We start from the raw sequence: 17,549 nt of genomic DNA on the forward strand, positions 1-17,549 counted from the left end.
GGCTTCCCGTCATCCCTGGGTGCCCGTCACCTCCTGGGTTCGCGCCCGTTGATCGCGTCCAGGTAGAGGCGGAAGACCTCGTCGTCGTTGACGGGGCTGTAGGAGACGCGGTCGGCGTCCTCGCCGTCGGGCCCGCCGCCGTTGAGGCCGCCGAGGACGCCGACGAGGTCGCCCGTCCGGGTCTTCTCGCTGAAGCGGACGAGCCAGGGGCTGCCGGAGGTGCCCGAGGAGAAGCCGTCGCAGCGCATCCTCAGCTGGTTGTGGCCCGCCAGCCGGGCGGTCAGGGCCGCGCACCGGACGGCCTGGTCGGCGGGGTCGCTGTCGGCGCTCGGATAGCCGATGACGCTGATCAGGTTGGTGAAGCCGGGCGTGCGGATCAGCCGGTTGGCGCCCGTGACCCGTTCGATCTGGCGGCCCCGGCCGTCGGGTCTGACCGTCGCGAAGGCGAAGTCCAGGTCGGAGCCGTCGCCGTAGTCGTCGCGCCGGGGGTCGGTGAAGACGCGGTCCACGGTCCACACCCCGTACGGCTGGGAGCCCGCGCCCTGCTGGTAGTCCGGCACGAAGGAGGTGCCCTCGCCGAGGCCGCAGTGCCCGGCGGTGACGATGAGGTTGCCCTTGGGGCTGTGCACCACGCTGGCCGTGCAGTGGTGGTCCTTCATGTCCTCGCCGGCGTAGAAGAGCACGCCGACCGAGGGCACCCCGTCGAAGTGGCGCGCGCTGCCGGTGATCCGCCGGGCCCCGCTCGCGGCGGCGCCGTCCGCGCCGTCGGTGGAGTCGGCGGTGTCCGCCGTCCGGGTGGGCCCCCAGAAGCGGCGGGCCTCCTCGCTGGACCAGTTGCCGCCCCGGCCGTGCCCGCCGGCCCCCCTGGGCACGGCGGCCGCCAGCGCCACGACGTACAGGCCCGCGAGCACGGCCCGGACCCAAGGGACCCTGGACCACCGGAGGAAACGCACAGGCACCCCCACCACGTCAGGAAGGCTGTCGACAGGCTAACCGCAACCACCGGGATCGCAGCGCACCGAGCAGCTTTCCGGAAGGTCGGTAGTGCGAATGACCGATGAATTCCCTCCGGCGTCGCCCCGGCGCACGGGCCGTGGCGCGAGTACTGTCGGCGTCATGAGTGGCTGGAGCGCGAAGGACATCCCCGACCAGAACGGCCGCACCGCCGTGGTGACCGGCGCCAACAGCGGCATCGGCTATGTGACCGCGCGGGAACTGGCCCGGCGGGGCGCCAGGGTGGTGCTGGCCTGCCGGGACACCACCCGCGGCAAGGCCGCCGAGCAGCTGATGCGAGATCAGGTCCCCGGCGCGGACCTGCGGTTGGCGACGCTCGACCTCGCCGACCTGGCGTCGGTGCGGGCCTTCGAGAAGGAACTGCCGGAGGACCGCGTCGACCTGCTCGTGAACAACGCCGGGGTGATGGCGCTGCCGCACCGCCGGACGGTGGACGGCTTCGAGATGCAGTTCGGCACCAACCACCTCGGCCACTTCGCGCTGACGGGCCTGCTGCTGCCCCGGCTGCGCGCCGCCGGGCCCGGGGCGCGCGTGGTGACCGTCTCCAGCGGGCTCCACCTCTTCGGCACGGTCGACCCGCGCGATGTGCAGATGGACCACCGCTACCGGCGCTGGATCGCCTACGGCCGCTCGAAGAGCGCCAACCTGCTGTTCACACACGAGCTGTCGCGCCGGCTGACGGCCGAGGGCGGGTCCGTGCTGGCGGTGGCCGCGCATCCGGGGTACGCGTCGACCAATCTCCAGACGGCGGGCGCCCGCATGGAGGGCCGGGCCTGGATGGAGCGGGGCGCCGAGCTGCTGAACCGTCTCCTCGCGCAGAGCGCGGAGGACGGCGCGCTGCCGTCGCTCTACGCCGCCACGGCGGCGGGCGTGCGGCAGGACGACTTCATCGGCCCCCGGATCCAGCTGTGGCGCGGCGCGCCGGCCCGCTCGGTACGGGCGTGGTGGACGCGGGACGACCGGGCGAGCGCGGGCCTGTGGGCGGTGTCGGAACGGCTGACGGGCGTGACGTATCCCTGAGCGGGGCTTTCCGCGGACGGGACTTGCCCACCCGGGCGAGGGCCCCACGGGCGGGGGCCGGACGTTACTCCAGCCCCGCCGACCGCAGCAGCGTGCGCGCGCCCTCGCCGTCGATGCGGTCCGCCAGCGCGCCCAGCGGCATCGCGCCCTCGCGCAGCAGACCGCTCTCGCGGGCGCGGCGCGCGCCCGTGTCGAGGTGGTGCCAGAGCAGCGGGTTCGCGGTGAGGACCTTGGGGTCGAACTCCACACGGTTGCCGGCCACGTCCCGCAGCACCAGCCGCGGGGACATGCCGTCCGATCTGCGCACCCGGGTGAGCAGATCGGTCCGTACCCGGTGCTCGCGCAGCAGGCCCCGCACGGCCAGCCAGTTCGCGCCGGCCGTGACGCGCGGGGGCCACAGCACGGCGACGAGCGTCACGCCGATGACCGCCCAGCAGCCGCCGCGCGGCCAGGTGACGCTGCCCCGGGCGACGTCGGCGAGGAGCAGCGCGCCGCCGAGCGCCAGCCCGCACAGCCAGGCGGAGCGGGCCTCGCGCCGCCAGCCGAGGTCCCGGGCGAGTACGCGCCCCGGCGTCCCGGGCGCCCGCCGTACGTAGCCGCCGTGCCGCGCGCGTAACGTCTGTCGCCGTCCCATGCTCCTGACGCTAGAACCGCTCCCCGCGCGCGACACGGGGCGTTGACGGCGTACTGACGTGACCTCGGCCAATCCTTGCGCCGTCCTGACGCCTCGTCCGCCCCGCGCCGTCCCGCGCGTCAATAACCCGTATGGAAACCGCCAAAGCGCGCCAAGACGCCGCCAAGGCCGGTCGCGGCCCCCTTCGCGCGAGCGCAGTCTGAGCGCTCGGACACCACGGAGGTACGACAAAACATGTCCATGCTGGCCAATTCGGAGAACGCCACCGGCACCGGCGAGGAGCCGCCCGATACCGGCGCCGCGCGGTCCGCCGAGGACCGGCACCGGCTGACGGCCGTCCAGGGCCTGGCGGCCCTGTCGCTCGACGCGATGGCGTCGGTGGCGTACGGGCCCGAGTCGATCGTCCTCGTACTGGCGGCGGCCGGGGCGCACGGCCTCGGGTACACGCTGCCGGTCACGCTCGCGATCGCCGCCCTGCTGGCCGTGCTCGTCGCCTCCTACCGGCAGGTCATCGCGGCGTTCCCCGACGGCGGCGGCTCCTACGCGGTCGCCAAGCGGCACCTGGGCCGGCGCACCAGCCTGTTCACGGCGGCCTCCCTGGTCCTGGACTACGTGCTGAACGTGGCGGTGTCGGTCACCGCCGGCGTGGCCGCCCTCACCTCGGCCTTCCCCTCCCTCTACGCGGACCGGCTGTGGATCTGCCTGGCCGTGCTGGTCCTGGTCACCGGCGTCAATCTGCGCGGCATCGTGGACTCCGCGAAGGCGTTCATCGTGCCGACCGCCGTCTTCGTGGGCTCGATCCTCGCCGTGGTCGTCGTGGGGCTCTTCCGCTCCGCCCCCGCGAGCACCGAGGCCGCCGCCGGGCACGCCTCCGCACTGGCCGGGAACGCCACCGCCGTCGGCGCGCTCCTGCTGCTGAAGGCGTTCGCGGCGGGCTGCTCCGCGCTCACCGGCGTCGAGGCCGTCGCCAACGCCGTCCCGTCCTTCCGCGCCCCCGCCACCCGGCGGGCGCAGCGCACGGAGGTCGCCCTCGGGGCGCTGCTGGGCGTCATGCTGATCGGCCTGTCGGTGCTGATCGGCCGCTTCCACCTCCAGCCGGTGGAGGGGGTCACCGTCCTCGCGCAGCTCGCGGACGCCTCGCTGGGCCACAACTGGGCCTTCTACGTGGTGCAGTTCGCGACGGTGGTGCTGCTGGCGCTGGCCGCGAACACGTCCTTCGGCGGGCTCCCGGTCCTGATGGGCCTGCTGGCCCGCGACAACTACCTGCCGCACGTCTTCGGCCTCAAGGCCGACCGCCAGGTCCACCGGCACGGCGTGCTGGCGCTCGCCGCCGTCTCCGCGCTGCTGCTGGCCTTCTCCGGCGGCGACGTCAACACGCTCGTGCCGCTCTTCGCGATCGGCGTGTTCGTCGGCTTCACCATCTGCCAGGTCGGCATGGTGCGGCACTGGCGGGAGGAACGTTCCGCCGGCTGGCGGGGGAAGGCCGTCCTCAACGGCTTCGGCGCGCTGCTGACGGGCGTCTCGGCGGTCGTCGTCACGGCCACGAAGTTCGCGGAGGGCGCCTGGCTGATCGTGGTGGCGCTGCCGCTGCTGGTCCTGGCCTTCGAGGTGGTCCACCGGGCGTACGAGCGGATCGGCGAACGGCTGGAGCTGGGCCGAGTGCCGGAGGCGCCGCGGCGCTGCCACTCGGTGGTCGTCGTGCCGGTGTCGTCGCTCTCCCGCCTGACGAGCAAGGCGCTGACGGCGGCCGTGTCGCTGGGCGACGAGGTCGTGGCCGTCACCGTCACCCAGCCCGACATGGAGGGACGACGGGCGGCGGAGTCGCTGCGGCGCGACTGGGAACTGTGGCGGCCGGGCGTCGACCTGATCGAGCTGCCCGCGCCGACGCGCGCGCTGGGCCGGCCGATCGTCGACTACGTCCGCGCCCTCTCGGACCGCCACCCGGACACGCGGGTGACGGTCCTGATACCCGAGGTCGAGCCGGCCCGGCTCTGGCAGCGACTGCTGCAGAACCAGCGCGGCGCGGTGGTCGCCCACGCGGTGCGGCGGGACACGGACGCGGTGATCTGCCGACTGCGGTTCCGGATCGGGGCGGCGCAGGCGGGGTGACCGTGCGCGGGAAGGGCCGGGCCCCGTCGTACAAGGACGACGGGGCCCGGCCCTTCCGCCTATACGGGGAAGATGTGGTTCCCCCACGCGATGGTCACGCTCGCGGCGCCGGAGTGGTCCGCGCTCGCGGACATCAGCGTGGCCTTGCCGGAGTCGAAGAAGCTGTCGCCGCCGTGACCGCCGTCGCCGCCCTGGCCGCCGGCGCCACCTCCACCGCCGCCACCACCGCCACCACCGGCGTAGCTCGCCGCGAATCCCGTACCCGAGCCGCCTCCGCCACCGCCTCCACCGCCACAACCGGCGGCGCCGGAACCGCCGTCGGACGCACGGGTTCCGCCGCTGCCGTTCGCACCGCCCGCGCCTCCCGCCCCGCCGGAACCGCCGTCGCCGCCGCTGCCGCCATAGCCTCCGCGGTTGTTGTCGGCGCTGTCCCCGGTGTCGGGCGACCCTGACGAACCGCCCGACTTCCCCGAGCCGCTGCCGCCGCCACTCGCGTCACCACCACCGGATCCACCACCGGATCCGGCGCTGGAAGGGCTTCCCGCGCCGCCGCCACCACCGCCGCTGCCGGCGCTCTGCCCCCAGTAACCCCAGCCTTCCCCGCCACCGCTACCGTCGCCGCCGGCGGAGCCACGGCCTCCGCCCGACCCCGAGGCTCCGGCCGCCGTGCCGTCACCGGGCCGGAGCAGACCGGCGTCGCCCCCGGCGCCGCCCGCCCCTCCACCGCCGCCGTGGCCTCCGGAGCCCCCTGCCGACCGTTGCGCACCCGAGCCCTTGCCCGGGCCGCCCGTGCCGCCGTCGTCCCCGCCGTGGCCACCGCCGCCCGCCTCGCCGGCGTCTCCCCCACTGCCCGCGCCCGCGATCAGGTCGTTCCCGTGGAAGACCTTCGCCGAGGCGCCCGAAGCGCCGTCCCGGGCGATCCGGACGGTGACCGTGTCACCGGGGTTCACATACAGGAGCGCCTTGATGTCGGCGCCCTTGCCGCCGCTCGCGCCCCCGGCGTCCCGGCCCGCCGCGCCCTGCAGGTGCAGGTCGAGGATGGTGACGTCGTCCGGGACGGTGAAGTCCTGGCCCTCGTCGGTGCCCGTGTAGGCGAAGTCCCGGCTCCCCGAAGGATTGGTGATCTTGTAGTGGCCGCCGGTGGTGCCGATGTCGCCCGAGGCGGTGATGCGCCCCTTGACCACGAACTGTCCCGTCGTCACTGCCGTTCCCCTCGCAGCGGAGTGCCCTTGGGGTCGAGGAAGTGCTTCCGGGTCGTGATGTCCTCGGTGGCCTCGACGGTGCCGGTGACGTCCGCGTCGCCCTCGACCGTCAGCGTGCCCTTCACCGTGGCCGCACCGGTCACCGTCAGCCCGGTGAGCTGCGGGTCCGGCACCGTCACCGTCGTCGTCAGACAGTGCGTGGCCTGGTTGATGTCATACGTCAGGTAGAAGGTGGTGTCTCGGGTGATCGTCCCCTTCCATTCGAGGTCCTTCACCAGGACCCTCGTGTCGCCGTACACGACCGTGTAGTCCAGGCTCCTCGGCCCACGCCACGTGAGATGGACCTCGTCCCCCGCCTTCACCTCGCCCTTCTCGGCGTGGAAGTCGTAGACGTCCCGCGCCGTGGGCGCCGGCGCCGGGAACTTCGTCAGCGCGCACGTCGTGTAGCCCGCGCTCGTCGGCCAGTTGCCGAGATCCTTCGTGGCCGTCTCGCGGATCTCGATCCGCGCCGTGCCCGGCTCCTTGCTGATGCGCAGGTTCTTGAGGGTGATGGTGATGCCGGAGCGGTCCACCCCCGTCTTCTCGTCCTTGTGCGTGGCGCGGAAGTGCTCGTAGTCGCCCTCCGGGAGGGCGATGTCCAGGCCCGGCACGCCCGGGTCGATCTGCTCCACGGTCCAGCCGGTCGCGCTGCCGTCGCCGTCCTTGTCGCCGTCGACCAGGCTCTGGGCGAGGTCGCCGTGCGGGAGGGAGAAGATGATCTCCCGGCAGTAGACGGACTCGGCGCCGCCGTTGGAGACGACGATGTGGAGCGTCGTGGGCGGGGCGCCTTCGGTCGCCGCGTACAGCGGGAACGGCTCGGTGATGACGGCGTAGTCCAGCAGCGGCTGGCCGAGGGGGGCCGGGTCGGTCACGGGTGGGGTTCCTTTCGGGGAAGAGGTCACTGGGCGGCACCGCCGTCGAAGGGGTTGGTCAGGCGCAGGAAGCCGGTGCGGACGACCGGGCCGTCCTCGTCCAGGCGGGCGTTCTGGTCGGTCCGGACGATCGGCCGGTGCTCCCAGTGGGCGGTGGTCTCCCCGTCGGGGAGGTCCAGTTCCGCCCAGTCCCACGTGCCCTGCGGCGACGCGGGGAACGGCAGGGCCAGCGGCTCCGGCGTGCCCGCCGGCGCGGTGGCCGGCAGCTTGCGGGCGGTGGCCAGCACCGGGCTCAGCCGCAGGGCCGGCTTCAGCGCCGCCATCGCGTTGCGCGTGAAGCGGGCCGGCAGCCGCAGGTCGGTGACCGGCAACAGGTCGGTCGTCGCGTGGACGGCGGCCTGGGGGTCGAGCAGCAGCGTCAGGTGGGTGTGCTCCTTGGAGTCGGCCGCCAGGCGCGGCCAGTTCGCCTCGCCGATCTCGTTCACGTAGCCCGTGGGCGCGGCCGTGTCCGGCGTGGCCACCGCGTGGAAGGCCGAGTAGTCGGTCTCGGTGAAGTAGCCGATCAGGCCGTCGCCCTGCTGTCCGGCGTTGCCGAGCCGGACCGGCCACCGGTAGGCGACGTGCGCGATCTGGTCGGGTACGTCCTGCCCGGTCGTCCCGTGCGCGTCCCACTCCAGCGGGGTGCGCCAGTCGAGCGCGTACTGCCAGCCGGGGTCGGCGACCGGCGGCCCCTCCAGTTCGAAGCCGAGACGGGCCCGGACGAGGGCGAGCGGCCGGCCGAGCAGCGCGCCGAGCACCTCGTCGCCGTAGGGGTTGCCCGGGTCGATGCCGGTCAGCGCCCGGTCGACGGTGGAGAGCAGGTCGGCGAAGGCGTCGGGGCCCTTGGCGACGAGCTCCCGCAGGCACGCGTACAACTGCGGCCGCGCGGTGGCCAGGTCGTCGAGCGTCCGGACGGACGAGTCCGGCAGCGCGTCCCAGCCGAGGACGGTGCCCACGCCGTCGGGCGAGGACGCGTCCGCGCGCAGCTTCAGCCGCAGCTCGCCCAGCGGGGTGCCGTCGGGGGCGTAGCAGAGCAGCGAGCGGTCCACGTAGCTGGGGATGATCCAGGCGCACACCGGGGTGGTGCCGGCCTCCAGGTCGACGAGCTTGTCGTCCTGCCGCTCGTCGACGAAGTCGAAGCGCAGCCGGGCGGGCTGGAGGAGGCGCGGCGGCAGCTGGACGAAGCGGTCCGTCAGCACGTCCTCGGCGTGCTTGTCGCCGGGCAGCAGGCTGTCGCCCACAGCGGGGCGGAGGTAGTCGGCGTCGCCGGGCAGCAGGACGTCCAGGGCCTGCCCGAACTCGTCGACGACGCTCAGCGCGGCCATGGCGAACTGCCCGGCCCTGATCTGGGAGAACCCGGAGGGCTGCCAGTCCTCGAACGGCACGGGGAAAGGCCCCCTGTGCGCCAGGTGGTTACGGGCGTCGCCGACGAGGTCGCCGATCGCGCCGGGCGGGCTGAGGTTGGGGGCCTTGTCGCGGCCGGCGAACCGGTCGGTGAGGCCGTCCAGCTTCTGCGAGAGCAGGTCGAGGTCCCCGGCGTCCGCGGCGGCGTCGCCGGCGCCGTGGCGGTCGAGGCCGCCGCCGAGGGTCTGCTGGAGCAGGGGCACGAGGAAGCGCCGCCCGGTCACGTCGAGGGTGTGGTCCTTGTCGGCGTCGCCACGCTGCCACTGGTAGCGGGTGCCGTCGAACTCCCAGTTCCCGTAGGGGACGTTCCAGTGCCTGACCTGCCACTGGTACAGCAGCGGCTTCCACGGCTGCCGCCACTGCGGCAGCGCGTTCTTCCCGAGCTGGTCGAGGAACTCGCCCAGAAGTGCTGCCACAACGGGCGGCAAGCCGGCCGCCTTGAGGCCGGCGAAGGGGGCGGGCAACGCGCCGCCCACGGGAACGCCGCCCGTGATCCGGTCGGGCAGCCGGACCGGGAGGAGGGTGTCCTTGGCACCCGACAGCGCCGCGTGCGCCGCCGTGTGTCCCTTCGTCCCGGCCAGCACCACGGACGGGTCCGTCACCTGCCAGAACGGGGGCAGGGCCTCCCGGCGCAGCTCACAGCCGCCGGGCCGGCCGGCCGCGTACGCGGTGACGGCGCGCTCCGCCTCCGCCAGCTCCGTCCGCCGCCTGGCCACCTCGGCGGCGAGTCCCTGCGGGTTGGCCGGGTCGATCTCGGCGCGCAGCTGCTCGCGCGTGTACTGCCGCGGGATGACGGGCAGCCCGTGCGTGAACCACAGCGCGTACAGGCGCTGCTGGAGGTAGGCGAGTTCGCGTGCCTTCTTGTCGTGGTCGTCCTGGAGGGCGTTGAGCCCCGCCAGCCACCGCTCCTGCTCGGGAGCCGCCCCGGACCAGGTGACGGACTTCGGGTCGCCGGAGGCGTTGCCCTGGCCGGTCGTGTCGGCGAGCCGCCAGACGTAGCCGCCGGGCACCTGGCCGAACCAGCCCTTGTGCAGCTCCTGCGCGGTACGGATCTCGCCGTCCGGGCCGTCCAGGGTGTCGGTGAGACCGCTGCTCAGCGCGTGGAGCAGGGCGTGGTCGGTGGGTGCGAGGGCGGTACCGGAATCCTCGGGCAGGGCGGCGTGGGCCAGGGCCGTCATGGCCGTGTGGGCCTCGTCCGCGCTGCTGCCGACCGCGATCGTGACGCCGCTCTTGTCCGGGCGGTCCGACGCGGGGATCCCGCCGTCCCGGTCCCAGGCCACGCCGGCGACCCGGCCGCTGTAGGTCGTGCTGCCGGGCGTCCAGCCGTCGGGCAGGCCGCCGTCCACCGTCCAGCCGAGCCCGGCCAGCACGCCCGCCACCGTGGCGTCCTTCGGGGTGAGCAGGCGGCGCAGTTCCTCCTGCGCGGGGTCCGAGTACCAGCCGACGACCTGGTAGTCGACGGCGTCGGCCTTGTCGATGCCGGTGAGGGGGTCGTGGAGGGAGAAGACGTTCTCGTGGTACGGCTGGTAGGCGTGGAAGGTCATCAGGCCCGGGCCGACCGCCGTCAGGAACAGCTCCCTGCGGGACGCGTCGGAGCCGGCCGGCTCGCTCCACGCCGCGCCGTCCGGCCCCGGGCCGATGTCGAGCGCCCGGCCGGCCTTCGTCGTGATGACCGTGGAGCGGAACGGCGTGACCGACGGGTCCTGGACACCCGCCTTGAACGGGTGCACGAAGCGGGACGTGCCCTTCTCCGGGTCCAGGAAGTCGCTCTCCACCACCCAGGCCGCCAGCCGCTGCGGCTGGTCCTTGACGTACCGGACCACCAGCCAGCGGTTGGGGACGAGCGGGAACTCGGTGCGCCCGCCCGCCGTGCGGGCCGCGCCCCTGCGCAGCGCCTCGGGCAGCTCCCAGCGCACGTACACGCCGTCGTACTTCTTGTACTCCGTGTCGTCCTTCCCGTCGGCGCTCCACGGCACCTCGTTGGTGAAGGGGGCCGGCTCGGGGGTCTGGTTGTGGCGCAGCAGGTTGAAGTTGGGCTGCCAGCGGCGGAAGCCCCCGTCGGGTTGCTGGCGGAGCATCTGGTTGACCACCAGGGCGTCCACGGTCACCGGGACGATGAGCGTGTCGTCTCGGTCAGCCATTGCGGTGGTCTCCTGTCGTGACGGGTGCGGTGGTGAAGGTGCGGCGCTGGGCGGCGTTGATCATCTGGATGGCGAACCTGGCGGGGCTGAGGGGTGGTTGCAGGCCGAGCGCGCCGGCGAGCCCGTTCGCGAGCTTGCCGATGCGCAGCACGGTGTCGGGGTTCCCCTCGCCCGGCTTGCGTACGTAGTCGTGCAGTCCGCTGCCATCCGGCGGGAACGCGTTCCCGGTTTCCTGCCCGATGTGCACGGTCTTCGTCTCGACGACCGACCGGAGCCGGATGATGCCGTCGTCCAGGGGCGTGGTCGCACGGCCGTTGTCCGGTTCGTCGATGCCGAAGTGGACGCCCTGCTGCGGCTCGGCGATCTCGACCCGGCCCGGTACGCCCTCGAAGAGGACGAGCAGCACGTCCTCGGCGAGCGCCTCCCGGCGCAGGACGCGCAGCGGGGTCTCGCCCTCCGTCTCGTGCGGGGCCGCGAACGGGCGGACCTCCAGCGCCGGCCAGCCGCTGACCAGCTTGGACCGCAGCAGCAGGCCCGTGACGGGGGCGGTGGGCTCCGGCAGCGCGCCCTGGGGGCCGAAGACCAGGTCGTCGCCGGTGAAGTCGAAGCGGTGGGCGAGGCCGACGCTCAGGGCGCCCTCGACCAGGGTGGTCGTCCAGTCGGCGTCCACGTGGAAGAAGCGCAGGCTCTCGGCCGGGAGCATGCGGGCGTCGGGGACGAGGTGGGCGAAGGGGACGCCCGTGAGGTTCCGCAGCCGCAGCAGCCAGTCGCGTACGGCGGTGAAGTCCTCGTCCGGGCCGTCCTTCTTCCCGCTGCCGCCGGTGATGTCGCCGACGGCCGCGTCCAGCCGGCCGCGCAGGCCGGCGTCCGTGCGCAGCCGCTCGACGGTGATGTCGGCGAGGGCGGGCAGGGTGGTCGCCCCGGCCACCGGGGTGACCGCCGGGCGCGCCGCGTTCGCGGCGGCGGAGGCGAGGACAGGCTGCCGGTGGAGCTCGCGGAGGTGGCCGACGAGCCCGTTGGCGGCCAGGTGCTCGATCCGGGCGCGGGCGGCGACGGCCGGTGCGGGGTTCAGGGCCTGCTCGGCCGCCGTGCGCACCTTGCCGCGCAGCCGCAGCAGGGCCGCGGCGAACTGGTGGTCGGCGAGCGCCACGCCCCGGCCCGCCGTGAAGGCGGTGGCGAGGGAGACGTCGAAGACGCCGTACTGCTCCAGGTGGATCAGGGCCTCGGCCGCGCACCGCCGCCGGTCCCGCTCGGCCTGTTCCCTGACGGGCTCCGCGACGAACGGCCCCCGGTACCAGCCGAAGGTGGCGCGCCCCGACTCCGTGCGGCACGAGACGGGCAGGTACCCGTCGCGCAGCCGGTCGGCGACCGCCTGCTGTTCGGGGCCGGACAGCGGCAGGTCGCCCACGGGGACGCGCAGCAGCAGCTCGGTCCCGTCCTTGCCCTCGGTGTCGACGAAGTGCTCGGTGAGGGCGGCGAAGCCGGGGGCGTCGTCGGTGAGGGTCTCGAAGGACCAGGACCACAGGGAGACCAGCCGCAGCCGCTCGTCCGGGCCGGTGTACGTCTCGTTGCCCTCGCTCCCGTCGGGCAGCCGGTCCAGCCAGCCCTCCAGGGACACCAGGTGGGCGACGTAGCGGCCGCCGTCGGGGCTGGGCAGCCGGTTGCCGGTGACGACGGCGTAGTCACCGATCTGGATGGTGTCCTCGGTGAGGGTGACGCCCTGGTGCTGCTTGTTGACGTGCCGGACGTGGGTGAGGAGCGGCAGTTCGTCCTGGGCGGGCGCGACGGCGTGGAAGACGGCGCGGGGCACGAGGACGGTGCGGCACACGCGATTCAGCTCGTCGGCCGCGATCGGCTCGGTGGTCGTGTCGAAGGCGGGCAGGACGACGCCGTCCTCGTGGCCGGTGAGCTGGGCGACGGTGCGCTGGTCGTCCTGGCTCGGGCCCAGACAGTGCGGGTCGTCGGGCAGTTCGCCCTCGCCGAAGACGAGGAGGGCGAGCCACGGCAGGCGTTCGCCGCCGGTGCCGGTGTGCTCCTCCCGCTCCCAGGGGAGCGTGGGCCGGTCGAGCGTGATGTGCGGCAGCACGTCGTCGTACAGGCCGGTGGCGCCGGGCGGCGGGTAGGCGCCGTGCACCCACTCGGGCTCCACGGCGAAGCGGGGAGCCCGGACGTCGATGTGCCGGGTGACCGGCTTGTCGGCGGTCGGCAGGTAGTCGTCCGGGCCGCCGGTGAGGGTCTGGTACGCGGTGAGCGTGTACTCGCCCGCCGTGATCTGCGGGACGAGCGAGTCGCGGAACTCCACGTTCAGCGTGGGGTCGGGTCCGGGGGCGGAAAGGTGCTCGGGCCGGCTCACGCCGCACCGCCTTCCTTGGTTCGTGAGTTGTCGGCGGCCGGGACGGTGACGGCCAGCGCCAGCGGGTCGTCGGGGAGCGTGACCGTCTCGGGCAGCAGGACGGGCGGGTTGGCGGCCACGTCGACGACGCGGAGCTTCCGGTCCTTCGCCAGGGCGACGTGGAGGCGGTCACCGGCGGTGGACACGGCCAGCGCGACGGGCTTCGGGCCGACCCAGACGGGCTCGCCCGCCTCCACGGGCTTGCCGCCCGAGGCGGGCGAGGCGCCCGAGGTGTCGAAGACCGAGACCGTGCCGGCCGTGGCGCTCGCCACGTACAGCCGGGTGCCGTCCGGGGAGGCGACCAGCGCGCTGGGGTCGGTGCCGGTGCGCAGGGTCGTGACCACGGCGGCGGAGTCACCGGTGGCGGCGGTGACGTCGACGACCGTGACGGTGGACTTACCGGCGTTGAGGGCGTAGACCCAGCGGCCCTTGGGGTCGACGGCCAGCCGGGTCGGCGAGGGGCCGGCGGTCAGCCAGGCAAGCGGGGTGGGGTTGGCCACGCTGGAGACGTCGACCTTGACGACGGTTCCCTCGGTGGGCAGGGCGATGTACGCCAGTGGCTTCCCGCCCCCCGAGAGGGCGGCGGCCACGTCGGCGGGGATCGCCTGCTGCCAGTCCGGGGTGATCGTGCCGTACTCGTGAACCCTCTTCGGCACTTCTCCGCTCAGGTCGAGGATCGCCATCTGGTTCGGCTGCGGGTAGGTGGCGTAGGCCCACTTGCCGTCGGGCGAGTACGCCGCTCCGCGCGCGTTCTGCGCCAGGGCGAACGAACTCGAATCCAGGGCGACCGCCTTGTCGGGCCGGTCGGCCGAGGTGTCGAAGACGTCGATCCGCTCCGTGGCACCGACCGCGTACATCCGGCTGCCGTCCGGGCTGACGGCCAGGTGCGTGGGGTTCTCGTGCTGAAGGGCGAGGGGCGCGTACGGGGTCAGTCCCTGCGCGTCGACCGGGGTGACGGTCCTCCCGGCGCCCAGCACGTACAGCCGCTCGCTGACAGTCGGCTCGCCCGGGACCGTATCGGCGATCGGCGCGGTGACGTCGCCCGCCACCAGGGTGTCGTCGGCGGCGAGCCTGCCGTTGGTGCCCGGGCTGACGCCCAGGTAGCCCATCGCCGCGAACAGCCGGTCGCGGGACTGGTCGATCAGCGTGCCGGACATGGCGCCGGTGGCGGCGCCCATGTCCCGGAGGCCACGGACCGGTTCGGCGAACAGCTCGGCGGCGATGGTCTGCCGGACCGCCGCCGGCGCGTGCAACGGCAGCGTCCCGTCCGGCCTACGGTCGTCGTGCGCCAGCACGCCGGCCTTGATCGGGCCCGGGGTGTCGCCCTCGGTGGGCGGCGGGAGCCGCAGGTCGACGCCCATGAGCTGGTCGCCCACCCACTGCGCGCCGTCGGCCTTGAGGTCGCCCTGGTACTCGCCCCACAGGGCGGCGGGCAGGCTCGCCCGGTTCTCGGCGGCCGGACCGACGTACCAGGTGCCGAGGTCGGGCTGGTCGGGGCCGGTGTCCTTGGTCAGGGTGACGGTGAGGACCGAGTCGAGGCCCTTGCCGTCGTCGCGCCGGGGACGGATGTCGACCTTGCGGCCGGAGATCTCCTTGGCGCCCTTGTCCGGGCCGAGCCGCAGCTCGGAGACGGGCACGGCCGTGCGGACGGCGAAGGAGAACGCGCCGGGGCCCACGACCCACAGCTCCTCGCCCTGCGCGTCCTTGGCGCGCGTGGGCGACAGACCGGCGGTCGGCATCAGCCGGACGGCGTCCTGCGCGGCGGGCAGTTGCTTGAGCACCTCGTCCCAGGTGGCCGCGCGGCCGTCCTTGGCGCTGCCGTCGCCGAAGGAGATGGTGAAGGAGATGAACCACAGGTGGACGGTGACCTCACCGGCCGTCGGCGGCCCCCACAGCCGCAGCGACGCGCCGACCTCCACGCTGATCGTCTCGCGCACCAGCCACAGGTCGAGGGTGTAGCTGACCCCGATGCTGACCTCGATGCCGACGTCGAAGTGGAACGGGGCCCACTCGATGAGCATGTTGGCGCCGGCCTTCAGCCAGGCGTGGAGGTCGCCGGAGCGGAAGTTCACGTCCAGCGCGCCACCGGCCATGACGGCGCCCGGGGTGAGGGCGAAGTACGAGCCGCCGCTGATCGTCAGCTCGGAGGTGACGGGCCAGTTGAAGCCCAGCCTCGGCACCGTCGGGTAGTGGGCGGGGACGCGGAAGTCCGGGTGGTAGCCGCCGAGCGTGAGGACGAAGTCGCCCGCGTGGGCGTCGTCGAACCAGGTGTACAGCGCGAAGCCGCCGGTCAGGACGCACGCCTCGTCGATGAGGAACGAGCCCGGCGCGAGCTGCGCGGCGATCTTCAGGGTGCGTTCGCTCTGGCGGTACTTGGCGGAGATCCCGAGCCGGGCCCGCGCGTACGCCTTCAGGCCCACGTCCTTGGGGAAGCGCGCGTCCGCCGTGCCCAGGACGGCGACGGCGAAGTCGTCGCCGACCTCCAGGACGAGCAGGGCCTGCCCCTCCAGGAACTCGAAGACCTTGAAGCCCAGTCCGGCCGCGAACCACAGCTGTCCCGGCCGGGGCCGCACCCAGGCGTCGTCGCCGCTGCCCATGAGCGTCGCGAGGACGTCCATGGGGTCGGAGTCGGCGCTCGGCTCGGGGGCGGTCATGTCCTTGAGGAACGGGAACTGGAGGACCTCGTCGCCCTCGGGGAGCCGCAGATCGGTGTTGAAGCCGAATCCGGCCATGATCTCGGTGATCTGGACGGGCGGCGGGCCGCCGAACTCCCCGGTCACCTTGCCGAACAGGAACATGGACGGCTCGCCGTCCTTCCGCTCCCGTGCGTACGCGCCGAGGGCGGTGATCCCGAACTTCTCGGCGGAGACGGCCAGTACGCCCTCGACCAGCGGGTCGTAGCGCTCGTCGCTCCTGTACACCAGCCCGCCCGCGATCGCGAGGGGCGGGCGGGAGTAGGCGACGCTGATGCCGTCGAGCCGGACGTGCAGGCCGCCGTCCTTGAGCGATATGCCCACGCCGAGCCCCTCGACGCCGAGTTCGAGCCCGGCCATGCCGAGGGACGCGTCGAAGAGCACCCAGACGGTCTCGCCCGCGAGGCCGGCGCCGACCCGGCGCAGGCGCAGGGGGCCGACGGAGCGCTGGACGTCGGCCCAGGCGACGAGGGGAAGGCCGCCGGCGGCCGGGGCCGCCGCTGCCACGACAGGGCTGCCGTCCTCGCGGATCAGCCGGGGCGGCGAGGAGGGAGACTTGCCGCCCGTGCCGCCGCGCACGACGAGCGAGGTGGTCTCGGACCGTCCGGGCAGCTGGAGGTCGACGAGGAACGCCAGGCCCTCGACCAGCCCGTCGGCCGGCAGCATGGGCAGCGTGTCGTCGCCACTCGCCGACAGCGCCTTGTTGAGCTCGCCGATCCGCTCGGCGGTCAGGTCCTGGGAGGCGACGAGCACGCCCAGGCCGCGCAGGCCGGCGTCCTGCCCGTCGGGTATCTGCCCGTGCAGCAGCGGGACGTCCGAGAGCATGGCTTTGAGCGCCACCCCGACGCGGACGGCCCAGGCCCTCGGCTTGTCGACGTCCGGCCGGTCCGACACGACGACCAGCGAGCCCTGATCGCCTCCGGCGGCGAGCACGATGGCCTTGCGGGCGGCGGAGTAGCCGAAGACGAGCTTGTTGACGCTCCCGAGCCGGTCCAGGACATCGGCGGCCGCGGCGTCCTGCACGCCCAGCAGGGCGGCCAGGTCGGCGAGGGTGACGCCCTCGGTGTCCTCCCAGGTGGCGGAGAAGTCCGCGTGCTGCGCGTCCTCGACGGTGAAGCTCAGGACGCGGGGGTCCGTGCCCTCGGGAGCGGGCAGGGTCAGCGACAGGTGGGCGGCGTACTCCTGGTCGTAGCCGGCCTCGCCCTCGCCCGTCCGCCTGGTCAGCGTGGCCTGGACGCCGAAGTCCGCGGTGACGTCACCCAGCGGAACGGCGGCGTCGACCTCGACCCGGAACCCGGGGGTCGCGCCCCGGTCGTAGCCCAGCACGAGGCGTTCCAGCTCGACGCCCTTGAGCACGGGCGGCGGCGTGACGCCGAACAGGCCGAAGAACGCCTCGGCGATGTGGAGCTGCTTGCCTGCCTCGGGCTCGATGACGAAGTCGTAACTCGTGCGGTCGGCTTCGAAATCGACCGAGCAGGTGAGGGTGAGCGCGTCGCTTTCCGATAATTCGACGTCCGCCTGCGCGTAGAGCTTGCGAACGGCGGCGCCGTCGAGCATACGGATCTCGTAGACCAGCATGAGATCGTGCAGACCGATGTCGGCCAGCGCCCCGAGAAGGAGGTTTCCGCTCAGCGACAGGGCGATCTGGACGCCGATGACTTCGTCGCCGCCGGCGGGTTCGTCGCTTTCCGCGAAGAACCACAGCGATACCGTCGGGCCGTCCGTCGAGAACGTTCCGCTGAGCCGCAGGTTCGCCGGGTCCGTTTCGGTGACCGTGAGCTCGGCGCTCACCGTCAGCCACTTCTCCAGGGCCTCGGGATTGACCGCGTCCTTGAGGTCGCCCAACGCATCCGGGAGGCCACCCGGAAGGGTCACCCCCGATTTCGGGGAAAGACCGGTAAGCCATTCCTTGAGCTCGTCGACGGTCATCGCCACAACGCATTCCCTCCCGACCGTTCTGGCCGCGCTGGGCACGGGCCGTCATGGGTGT

9 protein-coding genes are annotated in these 17,549 nt (G+C 73.5%); 2 read left to right on the forward strand and 7 right to left on the reverse strand.

Going from position 1 to position 17,549, the window contains the following annotated elements; translation table 11 throughout:
- Positions 1-26: 26 nt before the first annotated feature.
- The gene (locus tag ACX9I7_RS01355; RefSeq protein ID WP_459386251.1) at positions 27-911 is read right to left on the reverse strand and encodes a trypsin-like serine peptidase; all 885 of its coding nucleotides are present in this window, start codon (positions 909-911) and stop codon (positions 27-29) included.
- 205 nt (positions 912-1,116) lie between these two features.
- Between ACX9I7_RS01355 and ACX9I7_RS01360 the strand changes: the two genes are divergently transcribed.
- Complete coding sequence (locus ACX9I7_RS01360; protein ID WP_459386252.1) at positions 1,117-2,034, forward strand: oxidoreductase; 918 nt, start codon at positions 1,117-1,119, stop codon at positions 2,032-2,034.
- A 64-nt stretch (positions 2,035-2,098) separates the two neighbouring features.
- Here the strand turns inward: ACX9I7_RS01360 and ACX9I7_RS01365 are convergent, their stop codons facing one another.
- Positions 2,099-2,668 (reverse strand): hypothetical protein, encoded by a 570-nt coding sequence (locus tag ACX9I7_RS01365; protein ID WP_387576009.1) that lies wholly within the window; start codon positions 2,666-2,668, stop codon positions 2,099-2,101.
- A 240-nt stretch (positions 2,669-2,908) separates the two neighbouring features.
- Between ACX9I7_RS01365 and ACX9I7_RS01370 the strand changes: the two genes are divergently transcribed.
- Complete coding sequence (locus tag ACX9I7_RS01370; protein ID WP_459386253.1) at positions 2,909-4,777, forward strand: APC family permease; 1,869 nt, start codon at positions 2,909-2,911, stop codon at positions 4,775-4,777.
- Between the two features lie 59 nt (positions 4,778-4,836).
- Here the strand turns inward: ACX9I7_RS01370 and ACX9I7_RS01375 are convergent, their stop codons facing one another.
- Genes ACX9I7_RS01375 through ACX9I7_RS01395 form a run of 5 tightly spaced genes read right to left on the reverse strand, consistent with a single transcriptional unit; the run spans position 4,837 to position 17,488 of the window.
- A complete protein-coding gene (locus ACX9I7_RS01375) occupies positions 4,837-5,979 on the reverse strand; it encodes a hypothetical protein (protein WP_459386254.1) in 1,143 nt (380 codons plus the stop codon).
- The gene (locus ACX9I7_RS01380; protein WP_387576003.1) at positions 5,976-6,890 is read right to left on the reverse strand and encodes a hypothetical protein; all 915 of its coding nucleotides are present in this window, start codon (positions 6,888-6,890) and stop codon (positions 5,976-5,978) included. The genes ACX9I7_RS01375 and ACX9I7_RS01380 overlap by 4 nt, the downstream gene beginning before the upstream one ends.
- Before the next feature lie 26 nt (positions 6,891-6,916).
- The gene (locus ACX9I7_RS01385) at positions 6,917-10,474 is read right to left on the reverse strand and encodes a hypothetical protein (RefSeq protein ID WP_459386255.1); all 3,558 of its coding nucleotides are present in this window, start codon (positions 10,472-10,474) and stop codon (positions 6,917-6,919) included.
- On the reverse strand, positions 10,467-12,827 hold the full coding sequence (locus tag ACX9I7_RS01390; RefSeq protein WP_459386256.1) for a hypothetical protein: 2,361 nt from the start codon (positions 12,825-12,827) through the stop codon (positions 10,467-10,469). Before ACX9I7_RS01390 ends, ACX9I7_RS01385 begins: the two co-directional genes overlap by 8 nt.
- Positions 12,824-17,488: a DUF6603 domain-containing protein gene (locus ACX9I7_RS01395; RefSeq protein ID WP_459386391.1), complete on the reverse strand. Its 4,665-nt coding sequence runs from the start codon at positions 17,486-17,488 to the stop codon at positions 12,824-12,826. The genes ACX9I7_RS01390 and ACX9I7_RS01395 overlap by 4 nt, the downstream gene beginning before the upstream one ends.
- Positions 17,489-17,549 lie beyond the last annotated feature (61 nt).

The sequence above is a fragment of the Streptomyces sp. L500 genome (assembly GCF_054551825.1).

What these genes read in the sequence shown, in the direction of transcription:
- ACX9I7_RS01360 (WP_459386252.1), top strand. Translation starts at nt 1,117, where the DNA reads ATGAGTGGCTGGAGCGCGAAGGACATCCCCGACCAGAACGGCCGCACC.
- ACX9I7_RS01385 (WP_459386255.1), bottom strand. Translation starts at nt 10,474, where the DNA reads ATGGCTGACCGAGACGACACGCTCATCGTCCCGGTGACCGTGGACGCC.
- ACX9I7_RS01365 (WP_387576009.1), bottom strand. Translation starts at nt 2,668, where the DNA reads ATGGGACGGCGACAGACGTTACGCGCGCGGCACGGCGGCTACGTACGG.
- ACX9I7_RS01370 (WP_459386253.1), top strand. Translation starts at nt 2,909, where the DNA reads ATGCTGGCCAATTCGGAGAACGCCACCGGCACCGGCGAGGAGCCGCCC.
- ACX9I7_RS01395 (WP_459386391.1), bottom strand. Translation starts at nt 17,488, where the DNA reads ATGACCGTCGACGAGCTCAAGGAATGGCTTACCGGTCTTTCCCCGAAA.